Source organism: Inquilinus sp. (assembly GCF_039594555.1).
In the GTDB taxonomy this organism is placed as follows: Bacteria; Pseudomonadota; Alphaproteobacteria; order DSM-16000; family Inquilinaceae; genus Inquilinus.
Window position 1 is genome coordinate 12,434 of record NZ_JBCNNF010000020.1, and the last position, 20,132, is coordinate 32,565.

The window sequence follows — 20,132 nt, forward strand, 5'->3', positions numbered from 1 at the left end:
GTCAATCCGTCTGCCCCGCGGGCGCTGTTTCGTCCGGGGCTGCTTCGTTGGCGGCCAGATGCGCGTCGACCGCCGCCAGCACGCGGTCGACCGTCTCCTCGACCGGCCCGTCACGGCTCTCCACCGTCAGGTCGGCCAGGGCGTAGATGGGATGGCGCCGCTCCATCAATTCGGCCAGCAGCGTCTTGGGGTCGCCGCCGCGCAGCAGCGGCCGGTTGCTGCGCTTGGCGGTGCGGGCGGCCAGCACGGCCAGTTCCGCCTTCAGCCAGACCGACAGGCCCAGCTCGCCGATCACCGCCCGGGTCTGCGCGTCCATGAAGGCGCCGCCGCCGGTCGACAGCACCTGCACCGGATCGCGCATCAGCCGGGCGATCACCCGCCGCTCCAGGTCGCGGAAGGCCGGCTCGCCATAGCGCGCGAAGATGTCGGGGATGGTGCAGCCGGCCGCCGTCTCGATCTCCTGGTCGGCATCGACGAAGCCCAGCCCCAGCCGCGCGGCCACGCGCTTGCCGACCGCGGTCTTGCCGGCGCCCATCAGGCCGACCAGGACGAGGGTGCGGGGCAGGGGGCGGTGCAGCGTGGTGATCATGATCCTCTTCCGGGCCCGGTCTGGGCGTGTCAGATGCCGGCTGGCGGTTTGCCGCCGCCCTGCCGACGGCCTAAGATAGGGTTGCGCCGGCCCTGCCGCATCTGCTTTCTCCAGCCCCGGCCGGCGCATCGGCCTGGTTTCACACCTGTCAGGGGTCCGTCTTGGCTCGTCGTCGTTCGAAGTCGCGCTTTTCGCAAGGTTCCGGTGGTGGCGGCGGGGGCGGCGGCCTCGGCCGGGTGCTGGCGATCGCCGTGCTGCTGGTCATCGTCGGCGGCGGTGTCGCGCTCGCGGTAATCGACTTCCGGCCGCCGACCCAGACGGTTGAGAAGATCATCCCCAACGACCAGTTCAAATGAGAGCCTTCCCGGAAACGCTACTGGTTCGGCCGTCTGACGGCCGCTTCTGCGCTTCCGGTGCTCACGGACTTGAACGTCCGCTGCGCGCCGGTTCTCGAAGCCACCGCCAGCCGACTCACACCAGCGCGTTTCCGGAAAGGCTCTAGGGCGGTGACCGAGGTCGCGGCCCCGAAGCGCCGCCGCGGCCGGCCGCCGGCGCCGCGCCTCTTGCCGCCGCCCGCGGTCGAGGCCTTCCTCGACATGCTGGTGGCCGAGCGCGGCGCCGCCGCCAACACCCGCGAGGCCTATGGCCGCGACCTGCTCGACCTGAACCGCTTCCTCGAGGCCCGGGGCAGCGCCGTCGACCGCGCCGGCACCGACGATCTGCGCGCCTATCTCGGCGACCTGGCGCGGCGCGAGGGGGCCAAGGGGGCGCGCACCACCGCCCGCACCGCGGCCCGGCGCCTGTCGGCGATGCGGCAGTTCTACCGCTTCCTGGTGTCGGAGGGCCGACGCCAGGACGATCCCTCCGCCGCGCTTGATTCCCCGGCGCTGGGCCGGCCGCTGCCGAAGCTCCTGTCCGAGGACGAGGTCGAGGGGCTGATCGGCGCGGTCTCGGGCCTGTTCGCCGACCCGGAGCGGCTGGCCGAGGGGCTGCGCCTGCTGGCCCTGCTCGAGATCCTCTATGGCGGCGGGCTGCGGGTGTCCGAACTGGTCGGACTGCCGTTGTCGGCCCTGGCGCGGGACGGCCGGGCGCTGATCGTGCGCGGCAAGGGCGACAAGGAGCGGCTGGTGCCGTTGTCGGAGCCCGCGCGCGACGCCATCGCGGCGTATCTCCCCTATCGCGGCGTGTTCTTCGTCAAGGGCCGCGACCGCGGCTTCCTGTTCCCGTCTCGCACCGCCCGCGGCGGCTGCCTGACCCGGCAGCGCTTCGGCCAGCTGCTGAAGGATCTGGCGGTGGAGGCGGGGATCGAGCCCGGCCGGGTCAGCCCGCATGTGCTGCGCCACGCCTTCGCCACCCATCTGCTGTCGCATGGCGCCGACCTGCGCTCGGTCCAGACCATGCTGGGCCATGCCGACATCGCCACCACCCAGATCTACACCCATGTGCTGGGCGACCGGCTGCAGAGCTTGGTGGCCTCGGCCCACCCGCTGGCGAAGGCGAAGCGCTCCTAGGCCTTCTCCGGCCGCGCGAAGGTCCACAGCCGGTTCGCCAGGAAGCCCCAGATCAGCACGATCAGCGTGGTCGCCGCCTGGGCCGGCAGGTAGGGCGCGCCGAGCCGGCCGACCAGAAGCGCCATCAGCAGCGCGGTCCAGGCGAAGCCCGAGGCGGCGACCGCGGTGAAGCGCCAGCCCGCCTCGCGATGCGGCCGGCCGCCGGCGAAGGTCAGCCGCCGGTTCAGCGGGTAGGAGACGAGGCCGCCGGCGACATACCCCGCCAGCGTCGCCGGCAGCGGCGCGGCGTCGCCCGATTCGACCAGCCCGACCAGCACGGCGTAGTGCATCGCCGTCGCGACCGCGCCGACGCTGGCATAGCGGGCGAACTGGCGGGGCATTTCTGTCTGGACGGCCTGCATTTGCCTGTCCTGGCACAGCTCCTGGACGGCGTCACATGTCATCGCGGTAAGGAGAAGCTTCGCCGTCCCAGCTGTCATCCTCGGGCTTGACCCGAGGATCCAGGGGCTTTCGGGAGCCGCTCTCGGTGGCCCCTGGATTGCCGGGTCAAGCCCGGCAATGACAGCAAAGGGGGAATCCGTTCCCGATAACCGCAGCATTTGCATTGACAGCCGGGGCCGGTTGCGGTTTCGCTGTTGCCGCTGATCCTCATAGAACGGACCGACGTGACCCTCCTGCCCCCGACGCTGCGACGACGACGCCCGCAGCCCGCCCTTCGCGGCGCGGCGGCCTGAGGCGTTCCGGGGTGCTCGCGAAACCATGATGCGGGCGGGACGGAAGCCGGTCGGCGCGCGAACCGACGCTCCCCGTTCCAAGGACTTCCAATTGTACCTCCTGAAGACCGAGCGGCCGCGGGATGCTGCCGAAGTCGACGCCCTGCTCAATCTTGCCTTCGGCCCGAACCGGGAAGCCAAGATCTCCTACCGCTACCGCGACGGCATTGCGCCGACGCGCAGCCTGTGCTTCGTGGTGCGCGAGGACGGGCGGCCCGGCGGCCGCATCCTCGGCTCGGTCCGCTACTGGCCGATGCTGCTCGACTCCGGCCGGCCGACGCTGCTGCTGGGACCGCTGGCGGTGCAGCCGGAGCTGCGCGGCGCCGGCGTCGGGGCGGCATTGATGCGCGGCAGCATGAAGCGGGCGGCCGATATGGGCCACCGGCTGGTGCTGCTGGTCGGCGACCTCGCCTACTACGCCCGCTTCGGCTTCCAGCCGGCGGCGCCGCTGGGCTTCGTGATGCCGGACGAGCAGCCGCACCGCCTGCTGGTGGCCGAGCTGCGGCTCGGCGCGCTGGAGGACTATCCGGGCGGAACCCTGCTGCGGGCAGACGCCGCGGTCAGCCCTGCGCAGATTTCGGTCTCAATGCGCGCGGCCCTGTGTTAGACAGCCCCCCGATCCCGAGGGCCAGTCTCAACGCGGAATGAAGACCTTTCTCGAATTCGAAAAGCCGATCGCCGAGATCGAAGGCAAGATCGAGGAGCTTCGGCACATCACCGACGCCGGCGAGCTCAACATCGCCGACGAGGTCTCCCGGCTTCAGACCAAGGTCGACAAGCTGCTGCGCGACACCTATCGCGGGCTGACGCCGGCGCAGAAGGTGCAGGTCGCGCGGCATCCGAATCGGCCGCATGCGCTCGACTACATCCAGGCCCTGATCACCGAGTTCCAGCCGCTGGCGGGCGATCGCGCCTTCGCCGAGGACCGGGCCATCATCGGCGGGCTCGGCCGGTTCCAGGGCCGCTCGGTCGTGGTGATCGGGCAGGAGAAGGGCAACGACACCGAAAGCCGGATCCGGCACAATTTCGGCATGGCCAAGCCCGAGGGCTACCGCAAGGCGCAGCGCCTGCTGGACCTGGCCGACCGCTTCCACCTGCCGGTGATCACCTTCGTCGACACCGCCGGCGCCTATCCCGGCGTGGCGTCGGAGGAGCGCGGCGTGGCCGAGGCCATCGCCAAGTCGATCGAATCCTGCCTCAGGGTGCAGGTGCCGGTGGTCTCGATCGTGATCGGCGAGGGCGGCTCGGGCGGCGCCATCGGCATCGCCGTGGCCGACCGGGTGCTGATGCTCGAGCATTCGATCTATTCGGTGATCTCGCCGGAAGGCTGCGCCTCGATCCTGTGGCGCAGCAGCGCGCAAAGCCAGGAGGCCGCGGCGGCGCTGAAGCTGACGGCACAGGACCTGAAGCAGCTCGGCGTCATCGATACGGTGGTGGAGGAGCCGGTCGGCGGCGCCCACCGCTTCCCGGAGCAGGCGATGACTGCCGTCGGCGAGGCGATCGGCTCGGCGCTGGCCGGCCTGGTCGATCTCGACGGCAAGACGCTGCGCAGCAAGCGCCGCGAGAAATTCCTGGCGATCGGCCAGAATCTGGGCTGACCGGGCCCTATAGTCTCTGCCGTCATCCCGGGCGCGGCGCAGCACGCAGTGATGCGCCGCAGAACCGGGATCTCTTCGATGAAAGCGTCGAGATCCCGTGTCTGCGCCGCGGTACTTCGCACCGCAGCGCGCACGGGATGACGATCAGTTCATTGAATCTCGATACTGACTACCAGATCGACCCCGCCGCCCGCGCCGGCGCCCGGTCCTCGCCGGTCTCGATCCGCTCCAGGAAATGGCCGAGCAGCCGCTCGTAGAGCGCATCGCCCAGGCAGGCATCCTCCAGCCCCACATCGATGTTCGGGTTGTCGTTGACCTCGATCACCACCGGGCCCTGGGCCGTCTCCTTCAGGTCGACGCCGTAGAGGCCGGTGCCGATCAGGGCGGCGGCGGACAGCGCGGCGGACAGCACCGCCGGCGGCACGGCGTCGAGCGGCACCGGCTCGGTCGCGCCCTCCTCGCTGCTTCCGTTCCCGTCATGACGGAAGATCTGCCAGTGGCCGCGCACCATGCGGTAGCGGCAGGCGAAGAGCGGCCGGCCGGCCAGCACGCCGATGCGCCAGTCGAAGTCGGTGTAGAGGTATTCCTGCGCCAGGATCAGGCGCGACCGGCGCAGCAGCCGGCGCCCGGCCACCGGCAGCTCCCCCGGGCTGTCGACGCGGATGACGCCGCGCGAGCAGGCGCCGTCCGGCACCTTCAGCACCAGCGGGAAGCCCAGCGCCTCGCCGGCGGCCAGCGTGTCGGCCCGCACCGCCAGGGTGCGCGGCTGCGGCACGCCCTCGGCCTTCAGCCGCTCGTGCAGGAACACCTTGTTGCAGCAGCGCAGGATCGACACCGGATCGTCGATCACCGGCAGGCCCAGCTGCGCCGCGGTCTCGGCGAAGGCGTAGCTGGGCGACTGCAGCGCCGTGGTCTCGCGGATCAGCAGTGCGTCGAAGCCGCCCAGCCGCGGCAGGTCGCGATGGCCGACGCATTCGGTGTCGACGCCCATCGACGACGCCACGTCGCGCAGGCGGGCGATGGTACCGGGCTTTGACGGCGGCAGCGGGTCGTCCGGATTCACCAGCACGGCGAGGCGGGGCGCGCGACGAAACGGGCGCGGCGTCGGCGGGGTGCCGGCCAGCCGCTCCAGCGCGGCGCGAAGCAGGCGCAGCTGGCGCGGGTCGAGGCCGGCCAGCGGCTCCGCCACCGCCTGCAGCAGCTGCGGGCGGAGCGGGTCGATCTGCAGCGTCATCAGCGGCAGGCCGAAGGCCTCATAGGCCGCTTCGGCGACCGCCTGCAGATGCGGCTTGCTGCAGCGGCCCAGCGCCACGAAGAGACGGCGCGGCAGGACCAGGCGCTGGCTCTGGCGGCGCAGCGCGGCCAGGGCGCGGTCGACCGGCGCGTGGCGGCTGCGGGCCAGCCGGTCGTCGGCCTGGTCGGCCAGCGCCGCCGCGGTCGGGATCGCCGTATAGCCGCGCGCCTCGGCGATCAGCGAGACGTAGTAGCCGAAGGACAGGGGCCGCTGGTCGCGGCACAGATTGACCACGATGGTGCCGGGCGTCGTGCCCGGCGCCGGCAGGTGGCGGCCGTCCAGCAGGTCGTCAGGGGCGACGATGCGGCATGGGGGAGGCAGGTCGCTGTCCAGCCCATCGGGGGCAAGCCCGTCGGGGTCGTCGGCGACGATCAGTGTGGTGGCCATGGGTCCATGTGGGATGTGGCAATGACCCGCAGCCTCCCGCCGCGCCGGGTAAAGGCGCCATTCGGATTTGCCGGGCGCATCAGCCGGCCGCGAAGACCTGCCGTGTGAAATGCTCGGCCAGGCGACCCAGCTCGGGGCCCAGCACCCGGTCCTCCGCCACCGGCGGCACCAGGCTGCGCACCTCGTCGACCAGGGGCTGCAGGGCCGGGGTGGGCGCACGACCGGTGACGTGCAGGGCCTGGGAGGCGATCACCGCCAGCATCGCCAGCGCCGCGTCCAGGCAGCGGCCGGCGCGCTCCTCCTTCGCCCAGGCCAGGAAGGCCGGGGCGGCCACGTCGTCCTGGCCGGCGCCCGCGGCCTCGGTGCCCGGCAGGAAGGTGCGCTGCGCCGCGGCCTTGGCCTGCTCCAGATAGCCCGTCACCGCCATCGGTACATAGCCCAGGCTGCCATGGCCGTCGCTGTCGCTGGGGTCGCGGCCGACCATCAGCAGGTCGGGCAGGTGCGACACCCGGCCGGCCAGCAGCTTCGAGCTGTGACGGTCGCACAAGAGGCACAGATCGGCCCAGATCGCTGCGAGGTCGTCCAGCGTCGGCGCCGCCATGGCGTTGTGGTAGCCGCCGGTGCTGATGCACCGGCCGTCCGGATGGCCCGGCCCCGCCTCGTCCGGCGGGATATAGACCGGGTTGTCCGAGGCCGCGGCCAGCGACACCGTCGCCGCCCGCTCCGCCGCCGCCAGGGCGCGATGCGCCTGGCCCAGCAGCCGCGGCACGATGCGGTAGCTGACCGGCGCCTGATAACCGCGCCGCCCGTCGCCGGCGCCGTCCAGCAAGGCGCGCAGGTTGCGCAGCGCCGCGGCGTCGTGCGCGTCGCCCCACAGCGTGTCCAGCGCGGCGTCGTAATGCTCCAGCGGCGCCCGGAAGGCCTCGATCGACAGGGCGAAGACACTCTCCGCCAGCCGGATCCGGTTGCGCGCCGCCAGGGCCGAATCGGCCACCAGCGCCGCGGCGCAAGGCGACCCGTTGATCAGCGATCCGCGCTCCTTGACCTCGAGGTCGAAACGGGCGCTGAGCTCCGCGAACAGCGGGTACAGCGCCAGGATCTCCCCGGCCCCACCCTGGCCGGCGGCGGGCACCGTGGGGAGCGGGCCGCCGTCCAGCATGGCGGCAACGGCCAGGGCGATCCGCGGCGTGGTGGCGGCGTGGCCCTCCAGGAAATTCGCCAGCCGGGCCAGCACGATGCCGCGCACCATCCGCTCCGGCAGCGGGTCGCCGAAGGGCGTGGCGGCGGCGAAGGCCTTGATCCGGGCGTGGCGGTCGCGCTCCTCCGAACGCAGGCGCCGGTCGGCCAGCTCGCCCATCGCCGTGGTGACGCCGTAGATGACGAGGTCGGGATCGGTGTCGATCAGCCGCAGGAAGGCGGCGCGGCACTCGGCGATCCGGGCCAGCGCCGCCTCGGTGATGCGCACGCCTTCGCCCTGCCAGGCGACGCGGCGCACCGCGTCCAGGGTGATATCGGTCCGCCTGGTCAGGTCCAAAGTCATCGCCATCCGCTCCCGCCTCAATCGCGGCAGCTTGGCAAAAGCAAAGGCCGGCGGCGATGGGATTCGCCGGCCGGCCTTCGCGGGTCCGATCTGCTCCGATGCGGGGTTTAGACCACCGAGCCGTGGCAGTGCTTGAACTTCTTGCCCGAGCCGCAGGGGCAGGGGGCGTTGCGCGGCGTGTCGGCCCAGTCCGGGTTCAGCGCCAGGGCGGCGCTGGCGGCGGCCACCGCGCCGGCAGCGGTCGCCATCTCCGGCTGTGCCAGCGCCGGGTCCAGGCGGCCCTCATGCATCTCGCGTTGCATCATCACCGCGCGCTGCTGGGCCTCGACATCCTCCGGCCGGTTCACGCGCAGCTCGACCTGGGCCAGCACCTGGGTGATGTTCTCGCGCAAGCCGGCGAGCATCTCCTCGAACAGGTTGAACGCCTCGGCCTGATATTCGCGCAGTGGGTCGCGCTGGGCATAGGCCCGCAGGTTGATGCCCTGGCGCAGATGGTCCAGCGTCAGCAGATGGTCCTTCCAGCTCTGGTCCAGGATCTGCAGCAGCAGGCTCTTCTCCGCCATCTGCATCAGCTCGGGGCCGTATGCCTCGATCTTGGCCGCCATCTTGGCATCGACCGCAGCCTGGATCCGCTCCTCGATCTCGCGGTCGGCGATGCCCTCTTCCTTGGCCCATTCCTGCACCGGCAGGTCCAGCCCGAAGATGCGCAAAATCTCCTCGTGCAGCCCGTCGATGTTCCACTTCTCGGCGTAGCTGTTCTCGGGGATGGCGCGGGCGACCATGCCGGCCACCACCTCCTGCCGCATGTCGGCGACCATCGCGGTGGCGTCGGCCGCCTGCATGATCTCGCGCCGCTGCTCGTAGATCACCTTGCGCTGGTCGTTCATCACGTTGTCGAAGCGCAGCAGGTTCTTGCGGATGTCGAAGTTGCGCGCTTCGACCTTCTCCTGCGCCTTCTCCAGCGCCCGGTTGATCCAGGGATGGATGATCGCCTCGCCTTCCTTCAGGCCGAAGCGGCGCAGGATGCCGTCCAGCCGCTCGGAGGCGAAGATGCGCATCAAATCGTCTTCCAGCGACAGGAAGAACTTCGACCCGCCGGGGTCGCCCTGACGGCCGGAGCGGCCGCGCAACTGGTTGTCGATGCGGCGGCTCTCATGCCGCTCGGTGCCGACGACGTAGAGGCCGCCGGCCGCCAGCACGATCTCCTTGTTCCGTGCCACCTCGGCCCGGATCTCGGCTTCGCGCCGCTCACGCTCCGCCGGGTCGTCGATGCCGGCCAGTTCCAGCTGCACCCGCATCTCGACATTGCCGCCGAGCTGGATGTCGGTGCCGCGGCCGGCCATGTTGGTGGCGATGGTCACCGCGCCGGGCCGGCCGGCCTGGGCGACGATATAGGCTTCCTGCTCGTGGAAGCGGGCGTTCAGCACGTTGTGCGGGATCTTCTCCCGCTGCAGCAGCGCCGCCAGCGTCTCCGACTTCTCGATCGACACGGTGCCGACCAGTACCGGCTGCTGCCGGGCGTTGCACTCGCGGATCAGGGCGACGATGGCGTCGTATTTCTCGCGGACGGTGCGGTAGACCTCGTCGTCCTGGTCCTTGCGCTGGACCGGGACGTTGGTCGGGATCTCGACCACCTCCAGGTTGTAGATCTCGCCGAACTCGGCAGCCTCGGTCTGCGCCGTGCCGGTCATGCCGGCCAGCTTCGGGTAGAGGCGGAAATAGTTCTGGAAGGTGATCGAGGCGAGGGTCTGGTTCTCGCGCTGGATCTCCACCCGCTCCTTGGCCTCGATCGCCTGGTGCAGGCCCTCGGAATAGCGCCGGCCTTCCATCATGCGGCCGGTGAACTCGTCGATGATGACGACCTTGCCGTCCTTGACGATGTAGTCCCGGTCCAGCTGGAACATCACATGGGCGCGGAGGGCCTGGTTGACGTGGTGGACGGCGTTGACGTTGTGGATGTCGTACAGGTTGTCGCCCTGCAGCAGCCCGGCCTCGATCAGCAGGCGCTCGATCTTCTCCTGGCCGGCCTCGGTCAGGGCGACGGTCTTCTGCTTCTCGTCGTGCTCGTAGTCCTCGACCGGCACCAGGCTGGGGATCAGCCGGTCGACGCGCATGTACATCTCCGACGAATCCTGCGCCGGGCCGGAGATGATCAGCGGCGTCCGCGCCTCGTCGATCAGGATCGAGTCGACCTCATCGACGATGGCGAAGTTGAACGGCCGCTGGACCATGTCCTCCAGCCGGAACTTCATGTTGTCGCGCAGATAGTCGAAGCCGAACTCGTTGTTCGTGCCGTAGGTGATGTCGGCGCCATAGGCTTCGCGCCGCTGGTCGTCGTCCAGCCCGTGGACGATGCAGCCGACCGACAGGCCGAGGAAGTTGTACACCCGCCCCATCCAGCCGCTGTCGCGCTGGGCCAGGTAGTCGTTGACGGTGACGACGTGGACGCCCTTGCCGCCCAACGCGTTCAGGTAGACGGCGAGGGTGGCGACCAGGGTCTTGCCTTCGCCGGTCTTCATCTCGGCGATCTTGCCCTGGTGCAGCACCAGGCCGCCGACCAGCTGCACGTCGTAGTGGCGCTGGCCCAGCACCCGCCGGGCCGCCTCACGCACCGTGGCGAAGGCCTCGGGCAGCAGGTCGTCGAGCGACTCGCCCTTGTCCAGCCGGTCGCGGAACTCCTGCGTCTTGGCCTGAAGCTGGGCGTCGCTCAGCGCCTGGAACTGGGGTTCCAGGGCGTTGGTCTTGACCACCGGGCCCGTGATCAGCCCCTTGACGAACCGGTCGTTGGACGAACCGAACAGCTTTCGGGCGAGCGCACCGAACATCGAAAAACCTCGACTTGGGCAGGGAGAGCACGCGGACGCACTCCCCCAGGAATTTGGGGCCGCGCCACGCGGCTTTCAACGCAGAGCCACAGCGGAATACCGGCGCTGCCGTCGAAAGCGCCCGGGCCTACGGGCGCGGCACCATAGCCGAAGGGCCCCGCCCTGCCAATGCCCGGCCAAGCGGCGGAATGGCGGGACAGCCCTGCCGTCCCGCCTCGTTCCGCTCCCCGCTTAGCTCGCCGGGTCGGCGGCGATGGCGCTGCCCTTCAGGATCACCGGGCGGGTGGTCTCGCCGGTGATGCCGAAATCGCTGTCGTTGATCATCAGCAGCGATCCGTCGCCGGTCACGGCCAGCCCCTCGATCTTGACCGGCACCTCCGGGTGGTCGGCGCTGTCGAAGCGCAGCGTCTTGGTCACCGGCACGACCTTCGCCGCGGCAAGGTCCTTGCTTGCCTCCAGGCTCGGCGAGGTCTTCACATCGTCCCAGGCGGTGCCGTGGATGTCGGTGGCCCCGGCCAGGGAGATCTCGTAGAGCTTGGTGGTGCCGTCGGTGCGCTCCAGCACCAGGAAGCGGTCGGCGCCGAGGCCCATCATCTCGCTGATGCGCGGGTCGCTCTGCTTCTTCGACGGGTCCAGCCGGAAGCTCTGCGGGTCGTCCAGCGTGTAGACGTATTCGCCGGTGACGGCGAGCGTCGCCGGGTCCAGCGTCCACAGCCGGGCGTTCTTCGAGCCGCGATAGGTGTCGGCGTCCGGGTTGGCCAGCGGGTTCTGGATGATGGTGGCCAGGCGCTTGCCGTCCGGGGTGATCGCCAGCGATTCCAGTCCGCGGTTGAGGAAGCGTTTGGCCAGGATCGCCGGCAGCCCGCCATCGACCGGATAGTGCGCGGCCTTGAAGTCGCCCTCGGTGCCCTGCGGCACGATCCGGCGCAGGATTTTGCCGTCGGCCGCGACATGCAGCAGCGACGGGCCGTTCTCCTCCGACACCCAGAAGGTGCCGTCGGCCAGCGGCACGATCGACTCGGCATCGACCGCGTCCGCGCTCTGCTCCAGCTTCTTGCCCGACAGGTCCAGCGGCTGCTCGGTCGAGGCATGGGTCAGCGGGTTCAGCAGGCCGGTAACCGGCTTGCCCTGGCCGTCGCGCAGCGGCAGCACGGTGTCGACGGTGAAGGTGCGGTCGTCCTTCAGCGTGATCCGGTAGATCGACGGCGAGTAGTCCGGCTGCGGATAGATACGGCCACCCTTGATGTCGCCGCAGATGGTCTTGCCGTCGACGCCCAGCACGTCCTCGACATCGCCGCAGGTGAAGTTGGCGCCGCGGTCGGAGATGGTCCAGAAGGTCATCGCCGGATCGGTGGCGCGGCGGCCGGCGCCGCTGCCGATGCCGACATTCAGCTGCCGGGTCTTGCCGCCCGGCACCGACATGCTGCCGAGATCCAGCTTCGGGTCGGTGCTGCTGTAGACGGTGATGGTCTCTGCGGCGTGGACGGCCGGAACCGCCGCGCCGGAGATCGCCGCGGCCGAGATCGCCGCGACCGACAGCAGCAGCGCCGAGGTGAACGGACGGAACTTCATGACCCCCTCCTTAAATCTTTGTCACGCAGGCCCCGCCGCGTCGGCGGCACGGTCGGCCCGGACTCCACCGTCCTTCTAGGATTTGCCGTGTGTCGGGCCGGTTAAGCCCATGTGAAGCTTTGATGACGGCGCCTCCCGACCACATGACGGCGGTGTCCGGTCCGCTTGTGCGGTGTTTCGGCCTGTGCTTTACCTTGGCGCCACGTCGCGCGGTTGGCGCCGTTGCGATCCCATGACCGGATGCCGGCCCCTTCCGGCCGGGGCGCCACTCGTCCCACAGGATCTGAAAGGACGCGTTTGATGTCTTCCCTCGCCCTCCGCCTGCTCGCCGGCGCGGCCGCCCTCACGCTCCTGGCCGGTCCGGTCCTGGCCCAGGACGCGGCCAAGCCGGCCGAGGCCCCGGCGGCCGCCGCTCCCGCCGCCGACCAGGCCGGCAAGCCGGACGATCCGGTCGCGGCCACGGTCAACGGCCAGCCGATCCTGCGCTCCGAGGTGCTGGAGGCGATCAACAGCCTGCCGCAGCAGTACCGCCAGATGCCGGTCGAGATGCTGGTGCCGCTGATGGCCGAGCAGGTGGCGACCGCCCGCCTGGTGGCGCAGAAGGGCGTCGATGCCGGCCTGCAGAACGACCCGGAGGTGAAGGACCGCTTGGCCACCGCCGAGCGCCGCATCATCCAGGACGTCTGGCTGCAGCGCCAGATCAAGGCCAAGGTCACGGATCAGGCGATTCAGGACGCCTATAAGAAGTACCTGGCCGACAACCCGCCGCAGGACCAGGTCAAGGCCCGCCACATCCTGGTCGACAGCGAGGACAAGGCCAAGGAGCTGATCAAGAAGCTGGAGGGCGGCGCCAAGTTCGAGGAGCTGGCCAATGCCAACACCACCGACCCGTCGGGCAAGGATTCCGGCGGCGACCTCGGCTGGTTCGCCAAGGACCAGATGGTGCCGGAATTCGCCGACGCCGCCTTCAAGCTGGAGAAGGGCAAGTTCACCACCGCCCCGGTGAAGACCCAGTTCGGCTGGCACGTCATCCTGGTCGAGGACAAGCGCACCCTGCCGCAGCCGAGCCTCGACGAGGTCAAGCCGCAGCTGGAGGAGCAGCTGTCCCAGGCGCTGGTGCCGCAGATCATCAACGAGGTGAAGCAGGGCGCGCAGATCGTGGTGATGGGCCAGGACGGCAAGCCGCTGCCCCCGCCCAGCACCGACGCGCCGGCGGGCGCCGCCGATCCCGCGGCCCCGGCCGCGCCGGCCGGCGAGCAGCCGCCCGCCGCTCCGAAGAAGTAAGCGGCGCGGCAGAGAGCAGAGAGACGGGGGAGGGGACCATGGCCGGAGCATTGCCGCGTTCGCCGCTCGCGCCCGAGCGGCTGCCGGACCTCGCGCCGATCGCCGGCGTGACGCTGGCCGCCGCCGCCTGCGGGCTGAAGAAGACGGGGGCGCCGGACGTGCTGTTCGTCGCGCTCGACCCCGGCACCACGGTTGCGGGCGTCTACACCCGCTCCCGCTGCCCCTCCGCCCCGGTGGACTGGTGCCGCAGGATCCTGCCGAAGGGCACGGCCTGCGCGGTGGTGGTCAATGCCGGCAACGCCAACGCCTTCACCGGCCAGGCCGGGGTGAAGACGGTCGCCGCCACGGTGGTGGCGGCGGCCAAGCAGGTCGGCTGCGACTGGGAGGAGGTGTTCGTCGCCTCCACCGGCGTGATCGGCCAGCCGCTGCCGGAGGACCGCGTCGCCCGCCACCTGCCGGACCTGGCGAAGGCGCTGGGCACCGACTGGGCCGCGGCGGCGGAGGCGATCCGCACCACCGACACCTTCGCCAAGGGCGCCACCCGCACCGCCACCATCGGCGGCACCACGGTGACGATCACCGGCATCGCCAAGGGCTCGGGCATGATCGCGCCGGACATGGCGACGATGCTGTCGTTCGTGTTCACCGACGCGGCGATCCCGGCGCCGCTGCTGCAGAAGGCCCTCGCGGCGGCGGTGGACCAGTCGTTCAACGCCATCACGGTCGACGGCGACACCTCGACCAGCGACACGCTGATGCTGTTCGCCACCGGCAAGGCCGGCAACGCGGCACCGGCCGGCGCGGCGGACCTGGCCGATTTCCAGCGCGCGCTGGACGACCTGACCGCCGACCTGGCCCGCCAGGTGGCGTGCGACGGGGAGGGCGCGCAGAAGCTGATCACCATCGCGGTGACGGGCGCGATCTCCGACCGCTCGGCCCGGCGCATCGGCCTGGCCATCGCCAATTCGCCGCTGCTGAAGACTGCGGTGGCGGGCGAGGACGCGAATTGGGGTCGCATCGTCATGGCGGTCGGCAAGTCGGGCGAGCCGGCGGACCGCGACAAGCTGGGCATCGCCATCGGCGGCGTCCAGGTGGCGCGCGACGGCATGGTGGTCGACGGCTATGACGAGGCGCCGGTGGCGGCCCATATGAAGACCCGGTCGATCGACATCGCGGTCGATATCGGCATCGGCCGCGGCCAGGCCACGGTCTGGACCTGCGACCTCACCCACGGCTATATCTCGATCAATGCGGATTATCGCAGCTAGCCTGGACTGAAGCAGGGCTGGCGCGGACGAACCGAGGTCGGCCAGTGCATTGCGGCAAGGGCAATCTATCGAACGTCTTTGCGTTGCCTCCCCCGCTCGCGGGCGGCCGCGCCGATGCCCTTCCCCTGCTTGCCCACCCCGCACGTTTCCCCCCCGAGTCCCCCCTCCCCTCGCGGGAGGGGGGTAGGGGGAGGGGGTTTTCACCGGTAGAGCCGGCCCAGCCCGTTGCGAACCGGCACGGACGGCTGGTTCGGCGACTTGCCCATTCACGCACGGATGTCGGCCTTGCCGCCGCGCCCGGATCGCTGCAGCCCGGGCCGGCTCCGGCGGCGAAAACCCCCTCCCCCTACCCCCCTCCCGCGAGGGGAGGGGGGACTGATCGGGTGCGGTCGGCCGACGCCGCCGTCAGCCGGCCGCGCCGGCGCGTTTTAAGGCGGTCCCGCCCGTGACCGACCTGCCGGAGGCGCTGGAGACCGAGCGGCTGCGGCTGCGCCGGCACCGCCCCTCCGACGCCGGGGAGATCGCGCATCTGCTCGACGATTGGGAGGTGGTGCGCTGGCTGTCGGACGTGCCCTTCCCCTACCGCTTCGCCGATGCCGAGGACTGGATCCGCACGGCGGAGAAGCGCTGGATCGCCGGCCGCGAATACCAGTTCGTGGTCACCCTGCCCGACAGCGGCGCCGTGATCGGCCATATGGGGCTGGCGATCGCCACCAACGGCCGGGTCGGCAGCTTCGGCTACTGGTTCGGCCGGCGCTGGTGGGGCCAGGGCTATGCGACGGAGGCGGCGCAGGCGGTGATCGCCTTCGGCTTCCTCGACCTGCGGCTGGAGCGGATCCAGGCGGCCTACCACCCCGACAACGCGCCGTCGGGCCATGTCCTGGTCAAGGCCGGGCTGATGACCGACGGCATCCGGACCATCGACTTCAAGGCGCTGGGCCAAGCGGTGCCCTGCCCGCTCTTCGCCCTCAGCCGCCAGGATTACCTGAAGATCTATGCCGCCTGACGCCCCCGCTCCCGCCTCTCCCGCCGATGCCGGCAAGCCGTCCGCCCTGGCGCCCCTGCCGATGGTGCTGGTGGTCGCCGTCGCCCTGGTCGATGCCGATGGCCGGGTGCTGATCGCCCAGCGGCCGCCGGGCAAGTCGATGGCCGGGCTGTGGGAGTTCCCGGGCGGCAAGGTCGATCCGGGCGAGACGCCGGAGGCGGCGCTGATCCGCGAGCTGCGCGAGGAGCTGGCGATCGACACGGAGGAGAGCTGCCTGGCCCCCTTCACCTTCGCCAGCCACCGCTACGAGCGCTTCCACCTGCTGATGCCGCTCTATCTCTGCCGCCGCTGGCAGGGCACGCCGCAGCCGCGCGAGGGCCAGACACTGGCCTGGGTGGCGCCGAACAAGCTCCGCGACTACCCGATGCCCCCGGCCGACAAGCCGCTGGTGGCGATGCTGCGGGATTTGATGTGAGGCGCAGTCCAGTCCCGGTGGGCTGAGATTACTGTGACAGTGCACGAATGGTTGGCGGCTGGATATCCTCACCTATGCAGACAGGGCGGAATCTCGCTAAAGTGCACTGCCACGGTATTGAAGATGGTGGTGCTGGAAGCTTGGCGGTGATGGTTGGCCCTTGCAGGCAGATGAGAGAATCAAAGGCAATTGAGTATAATTAAATGAAGACTGCTTCATTTACCGCGAAGGATTTTTTTCTCGAAGATCTTCCGCGAACCCTATTTCCATTAACCACGAATAAATTCCTTGTTGAGCAAGGATCTGAAGAATTACTTCAGTTTGCGGAGAGGCTGATCGCTGATAATAGATCTTTTTTACCGCAAAGGAGAGTCCATGCCAACAAAGACGCAATTCACCTACGACGCACGGTAAAACTAGATCCCGTTGCGGAGTTTTATCTTTATCATTTAGTTTATAAGAATCGAATGAAATTTCGGAGGCCAAGAGGAGACGATCGGGTACATTTTGGGTATCGCTTTGAAGACGGCCGGCCGGTATCTCCGTCGCTCAGTTATTCCGAATTCCGATATGCGGTAGCCGAGGCAAACATTTATTCCGAAGAGTTTTTGTACTTTGATATCTCAAGTTATTTTAATAATATCTATCACCATGACCTACATGCTTGGTTTTCGGCGCTCAAGCCGGCAGATTCGAACGATGTTGTCGCGTTTGGAAAGTTCTTTCGTGAACTCAACGCTGGAAGATCGCTTGATTGCCTACCCCATGGTCTATACCCGGCTAAGATGATTGGAAATGATTTTCTAAGGTTCATTGAGGACTCCTCAGCAATTCGAGCAAAAAAAGTTTTGCGATTCATGGATGATATATATCTATTTGGAGATAGACTTGCCCCTCTCAAAGCTGACTTTGCTGAGGCACAGAGAATTCTCGGTTTAAAGGGATTATCGGTTAATGGCAGTAAAACAAGAACCGATGGGATGCCACTCACTGATCATGCAGACGAGCAAATTAGTGAATTGAAGAAACAACTGCTGCGGCGTAGGCGGCGGCTTATAATCTCACACTATGACTTAGAGCCAAGTATCAACAAAGGCAATCCACCTTTGAATGAACGAGAAATAAAGTTCATACTATCTTTGCTGCAGGACGGAAATTTGAGTGAAGATGATGCCGAATTAATTATGATCGTAATGCGAGATAACATAAGTAGAATAGAGCAACATCTTCACTTATTTGCAAAAGGATTCCCGCATCTTGCAAAGAATTTTTACGGCTTATGTTTTGATGCTCAGAATATGGATGGAGTAGCAAATATAGTTCGGGATGTGATTCTATCCGACGAATATATGAGTGAGTACCAGTTGTTTTGGTTTGGTATGATGCTCGAAAGTTATTTGATGGACTCAAGATACGCGTCAGATATCGTAAATTCGTTATATAAGCACCCTTCCGCAACGGATATAACTAGAGCAAAGATTCTTGAAATTCCAGATCACCGTTATGGCCTTCCGGAGATGCGGGAGGGCTATCTACGCGAAGGACGCTCAGATTGGTTGGCGTGGTCTTCAGCTGTCGGATCTCGAGGGATGGATAAGCAGGCCAGAAATTATCTGTTAGCCTATTTTAAAAATGGATCTGATATGAATGATTTAATAGCTCAAATTATTCAGAAATCCTGACACTTTATTTACGGTTGTTGGGGCACTTTTAGCGGCTTCCGCTCGCGCCCCGAGGAACGTAAGCTGGGCGCTATCACCACAATCGTGCACTATCACCGAATTCTCCCGGTGAATCTATACTGATTATCGTCACCAGATACGATATCCTGCAATGTATAGTGCTAGCCAGGAGCATCAAGGGTAAGGAGTGTGTAGCTCTTAATGGGTTCATTTTTCACAAATGCTCGGCGCGGCTTGTTCGAGTCGTCCATCAAGCGATAGGCTCCTATCGCATTCTTTATATACCAAGCAAGATACATGTTGATCGGCGTCTTCCCTTCAGCCTTATCGGCGTAGGCATCGTCGTTAATTACATCTTCATATAGCTTGCGTGTATCAGGGTTGCTCATCAGGTCTCGGAACACAGTCAATATGAATGATTCGTCGAATTTGCCCGCTGCGTGGATCGCGTGCGCGCGCTCTTCGGCAATGGCATACAGCTTTCTCATATCTCTCAACTCCTTCTGTCGGTCCTCGGGAAGATGGCTCATGACAGTCTGTTCGAGAGCGTCCTGCATAAAACGGCTTGGCTCAATTCCTGCGGCTGCTGATTGCGTCTTGATCGCCTCCCAGACATCCGTCTTCAGTCGGAAAGAAATGCGGCTTGTTTTGTCTGTGGCCATGTCAGTCTCACAAGGTGCGGACACCGAATATATCGCATGCTTGGATGCCCTTGTAAAGGTGTGGACATGTGTGAGGCTGAAATCCCTTCCGCGCCTGCGACATCGCCATCCGGCATGGTGATCCTGACGAGGGCTTGGAGTTCCTGAAGAGCTGCGACATCCTGGTGTGTCCGCGCTGCCGCCACCTGATCGACGAGCTGGCGCTCTACGCCTGGCGCACCGACCCGCGCAGCGGCGACATCCTGCCGATCCTGGAGGACCGCGAGAACCACGCCATCGACGCGCTGCGCTATGCCCTGGAAGGCCAGTGCCATCACAGCACCTACGACGCCAGCCTCAGCTGGGTCGGCAGCGGGCTGAGGTGGTGAGGGCGGGGCCTGCCTCCACTTCCGCAGCCACTGGGCGAAACCCCTTCGGGGCTCGCCATGACGGGCTGGAAACCGGAAACTGCGTTCGCGATCCCGCCCCAAACCAAGGACCACCCATGCTGATCAACGCCGCCCTGATCGGGCTCGGCAGCGTCAACCGGAACCTGCTGACGATCCTGGCCAAGAAGGCGGAGGAGTTGCGGCGCGACCACGGCATCGGCTTCCGCATCATCCTGGTTGCCGACAGCCGGGGCGTCGCGGCCGATCCCGGCGGCTTCGATCCCGCCGGCCTTGTCGCCCATAAGGCCGCGGGCGGCTCCACCGCGGACCTGCCCGGTTATCGCGGCGCGGTGCCGGTGGAAAGCCTGCTGGACGGCGTCGACCTGGTGTTCGAGGCGTCGCCGGTCGACCTGCGCACCGGCGGGCCGGGGCTGGCGCTGGCGCGGGCGGCGCTGGGGCGGGGCATCTCCGTCGTGCTGGCGAACAAGGGGCCGGTGGTGCTGGCATTCCGCGAGCTGCACGAGGCCGCCGCGCGCAGCGGGGCGCGGCTGAAATACAGCGCCACGGTCTGCGGCGGGCTGCCCGTGCTCAACATCGGGCGGCGCGACATGATCGCGGGCGAGATCCGCACGCTGCGCGGCGTGTTCAACGCCACCACCAACTTCATCCTCGACCAGATGGCCACCGGCGTCGCCTATGGCGACGCGCTGGCCGAGGCCCAGCGCCGCGGCATCGCCGAGGCCGACCCCTCGCTCGACGTCGAGGGCTGGGACACCGCCAACAAGCTGCTGATCATCGCCAACAGCCTGCTCGGCGCCGATATCGCGCTGGCCGACATCGCGGTCACCGGCATCGCCGGGGTGACGCAGGAGAGCCTGGCGGCCGAGGCGGCGCGCGGCAACGTCATCCGCCTGGTGGCCAGCGCCGAGGCCGGGCGCTACGCCGTGGCGCCGCTGGCCCTGCCCGCCACCGACTTCCTGGCCCAGTGCCGGGGCTGGGAGATGGCGGTCGAGATGCACACCGATATCTACGGCATCAGCTATCACAAGCTGTGGGAGCGCGAGCCCACCCCCACCGCCGCGTCGATGCTGCGCGACGCGGTGCACATCTTCGCGGGGGCTGAGGGGGTCTGACGGCGGACTCGAAAATCGTGGTCCGTCATCCCGTGCGCGCTGCGGTGCGAAGCGCCGCTGCGCAGACACGGGATCTCCGAGCGTCTCGGAGAGATCCCGTGTCTGCAGCGCATCATTGCATGCTGCGCTGCGCACGGGATGACGATGATCGGGTCCGATGCCCGGTATCGCGCCAGCATGTGTTCC

At 67.7% G+C, this 20,132-nt stretch carries 17 protein-coding genes; 10 read left to right on the plus strand and 7 right to left on the minus strand.

All coding sequences use genetic code 11. From position 1 onward, the window contains the following. Position 1 precedes the first annotated feature (1 nt). The gene (locus ABDW35_RS03805; protein WP_343712518.1) at positions 2–589 is read right to left on the minus strand and encodes a shikimate kinase; all 588 of its coding nucleotides are present in this window, start codon (positions 587–589) and stop codon (positions 2–4) included. A 506-nt stretch (positions 590–1,095) separates the two neighbouring features. Between ABDW35_RS03805 and ABDW35_RS03810 the strand changes: the two genes are divergently transcribed. Then, on the plus strand, positions 1,096–2,100 hold the full coding sequence (locus tag ABDW35_RS03810) for a site-specific tyrosine recombinase XerD (protein ID WP_343712519.1): 1,005 nt from the start codon (positions 1,096–1,098) through the stop codon (positions 2,098–2,100). Here ABDW35_RS03810 and ABDW35_RS03815 read toward each other — a convergent pair. Further along, positions 2,097–2,501: a GtrA family protein gene (locus tag ABDW35_RS03815; RefSeq protein WP_343712520.1), complete on the minus strand. Its 405-nt coding sequence runs from the start codon at positions 2,499–2,501 to the stop codon at positions 2,097–2,099. The two genes, ABDW35_RS03810 and ABDW35_RS03815, sit on opposite strands and share 4 nt — an antisense overlap. A gap of 424 nt (positions 2,502–2,925) precedes the next feature. On the opposite strand from ABDW35_RS03815, the gene ABDW35_RS03820 reads away from it, so the two are divergent. Both ABDW35_RS03820 and ABDW35_RS03825 read left to right on the plus strand, forming a co-directional pair. Further along, complete coding sequence (locus ABDW35_RS03820) at positions 2,926–3,480, plus strand: N-acetyltransferase (protein ID WP_343712521.1); 555 nt, start codon at positions 2,926–2,928, stop codon at positions 3,478–3,480. Positions 3,481–3,517: 37 nt separating this feature from the next. Further along, positions 3,518–4,471 carry an acetyl-CoA carboxylase carboxyltransferase subunit alpha gene (locus tag ABDW35_RS03825; RefSeq protein WP_343712522.1) on the plus strand — a complete coding sequence of 318 codons (954 nt, stop codon included), beginning with the start codon at positions 3,518–3,520 and terminating at the stop codon, positions 4,469–4,471. 169 nt (positions 4,472–4,640) lie between these two features. Here ABDW35_RS03825 and ABDW35_RS03830 read toward each other — a convergent pair whose 3' ends face one another. The 4 genes from ABDW35_RS03830 to ABDW35_RS03845 all read right to left on the minus strand — a co-directional run bounded on the left by ABDW35_RS03830 (position 4,641) and on the right by ABDW35_RS03845 (position 12,089). Continuing rightward, on the minus strand, positions 4,641–6,152 hold the full coding sequence (locus ABDW35_RS03830) for a RimK-like ATPgrasp N-terminal domain-containing protein (protein WP_343712523.1): 1,512 nt from the start codon (positions 6,150–6,152) through the stop codon (positions 4,641–4,643). A gap of 79 nt (positions 6,153–6,231) precedes the next feature. Then, on the minus strand, positions 6,232–7,698 hold the full coding sequence (locus tag ABDW35_RS03835; protein WP_343712524.1) for an aromatic amino acid lyase: 1,467 nt from the start codon (positions 7,696–7,698) through the stop codon (positions 6,232–6,234). Between the two features lie 101 nt (positions 7,699–7,799). After that, complete coding sequence (gene secA / locus ABDW35_RS03840) at positions 7,800–10,517, minus strand: preprotein translocase subunit SecA (protein WP_343712525.1); 2,718 nt, start codon at positions 10,515–10,517, stop codon at positions 7,800–7,802. Positions 10,518–10,748: 231 nt separating this feature from the next. Then, complete coding sequence (locus ABDW35_RS03845; RefSeq protein WP_343712526.1) at positions 10,749–12,089, minus strand: esterase-like activity of phytase family protein; 1,341 nt, start codon at positions 12,087–12,089, stop codon at positions 10,749–10,751. Positions 12,090–12,389: 300 nt separating this feature from the next. On the opposite strand from ABDW35_RS03845, the gene ABDW35_RS03850 reads away from it, so the two are divergent. From ABDW35_RS03850 to drt5, 5 genes are all read left to right on the plus strand, one after another. Then, the gene (locus ABDW35_RS03850; RefSeq protein ID WP_343712527.1) at positions 12,390–13,373 is read left to right on the plus strand and encodes a peptidylprolyl isomerase; all 984 of its coding nucleotides are present in this window, start codon (positions 12,390–12,392) and stop codon (positions 13,371–13,373) included. Positions 13,374–13,411: 38 nt separating this feature from the next. Beyond that, positions 13,412–14,641 carry a bifunctional glutamate N-acetyltransferase/amino-acid acetyltransferase ArgJ gene (gene argJ, locus ABDW35_RS03855; RefSeq protein ID WP_343712528.1) on the plus strand — a complete coding sequence of 410 codons (1,230 nt, stop codon included), beginning with the start codon at positions 13,412–13,414 and terminating at the stop codon, positions 14,639–14,641. 445 nt (positions 14,642–15,086) lie between these two features. After that, on the plus strand, positions 15,087–15,647 hold the full coding sequence (locus ABDW35_RS03860; RefSeq protein ID WP_343712529.1) for a GNAT family N-acetyltransferase: 561 nt from the start codon (positions 15,087–15,089) through the stop codon (positions 15,645–15,647). Then, positions 15,637–16,101, plus strand: a complete 465-nt coding sequence (gene mutT, locus ABDW35_RS03865) for an 8-oxo-dGTP diphosphatase MutT (RefSeq protein WP_343712530.1) — start codon at positions 15,637–15,639, stop codon at positions 16,099–16,101. Before ABDW35_RS03860 ends, mutT begins: the two co-directional genes overlap by 11 nt. Positions 16,102–16,304: 203 nt before the next feature. Further along, positions 16,305–17,783, plus strand: a complete 1,479-nt coding sequence (gene drt5 / locus ABDW35_RS03870) for an antiviral reverse transcriptase Drt5 (protein ID WP_343712531.1) — start codon at positions 16,305–16,307, stop codon at positions 17,781–17,783. A gap of 161 nt (positions 17,784–17,944) precedes the next feature. On the opposite strand, the gene ABDW35_RS03875 is transcribed toward drt5, so the two are convergent. Further along, positions 17,945–18,445: a hypothetical protein gene (locus tag ABDW35_RS03875; protein WP_343712532.1), complete on the minus strand. Its 501-nt coding sequence runs from the start codon at positions 18,443–18,445 to the stop codon at positions 17,945–17,947. A 134-nt stretch (positions 18,446–18,579) separates the two neighbouring features. Between ABDW35_RS03875 and ABDW35_RS03880 the strand changes: the two genes are divergently transcribed. Both ABDW35_RS03880 and ABDW35_RS03885 read left to right on the plus strand, forming a co-directional pair. Then, the gene (locus ABDW35_RS03880; protein WP_343712533.1) at positions 18,580–18,813 is read left to right on the plus strand and encodes a terminase large subunit; all 234 of its coding nucleotides are present in this window, start codon (positions 18,580–18,582) and stop codon (positions 18,811–18,813) included. Between the two features lie 116 nt (positions 18,814–18,929). Then, positions 18,930–19,946 carry a homoserine dehydrogenase gene (locus ABDW35_RS03885; protein ID WP_343712534.1) on the plus strand — a complete coding sequence of 339 codons (1,017 nt, stop codon included), beginning with the start codon at positions 18,930–18,932 and terminating at the stop codon, positions 19,944–19,946. Positions 19,947–20,132 lie beyond the last annotated feature (186 nt).

Coding starts and splice junctions, on each gene's coding strand:
- ABDW35_RS03805 (WP_343712518.1), bottom strand. CDS start 589: ATGATCACCACGCTGCACCGCCCCCTGCCCCGCACCCTCGTCCTGGTC.
- ABDW35_RS03815 (WP_343712520.1), bottom strand. CDS start 2,501: ATGCAGGCCGTCCAGACAGAAATGCCCCGCCAGTTCGCCCGCTATGCC.
- ABDW35_RS03825 (WP_343712522.1), top strand. CDS start 3,518: ATGAAGACCTTTCTCGAATTCGAAAAGCCGATCGCCGAGATCGAAGGC.
- ABDW35_RS03830 (WP_343712523.1), bottom strand. CDS start 6,152: ATGGCCACCACACTGATCGTCGCCGACGACCCCGACGGGCTTGCCCCC.
- ABDW35_RS03835 (WP_343712524.1), bottom strand. CDS start 7,698: ATGGCGATGACTTTGGACCTGACCAGGCGGACCGATATCACCCTGGAC.
- secA (WP_343712525.1), bottom strand. CDS start 10,517: ATGTTCGGTGCGCTCGCCCGAAAGCTGTTCGGTTCGTCCAACGACCGG.
- ABDW35_RS03845 (WP_343712526.1), bottom strand. CDS start 12,089: ATGAAGTTCCGTCCGTTCACCTCGGCGCTGCTGCTGTCGGTCGCGGCG.
- ABDW35_RS03850 (WP_343712527.1), top strand. CDS start 12,390: ATGTCTTCCCTCGCCCTCCGCCTGCTCGCCGGCGCGGCCGCCCTCACG.
- argJ (WP_343712528.1), top strand. CDS start 13,412: ATGGCCGGAGCATTGCCGCGTTCGCCGCTCGCGCCCGAGCGGCTGCCG.
- mutT (WP_343712530.1), top strand. CDS start 15,637: ATGCCGCCTGACGCCCCCGCTCCCGCCTCTCCCGCCGATGCCGGCAAG.
- drt5 (WP_343712531.1), top strand. CDS start 16,305: ATGAAGACTGCTTCATTTACCGCGAAGGATTTTTTTCTCGAAGATCTT.
- ABDW35_RS03875 (WP_343712532.1), bottom strand. CDS start 18,445: ATGGCCACAGACAAAACAAGCCGCATTTCTTTCCGACTGAAGACGGAT.
- ABDW35_RS03885 (WP_343712534.1), top strand. CDS start 18,930: ATGCTGATCAACGCCGCCCTGATCGGGCTCGGCAGCGTCAACCGGAAC.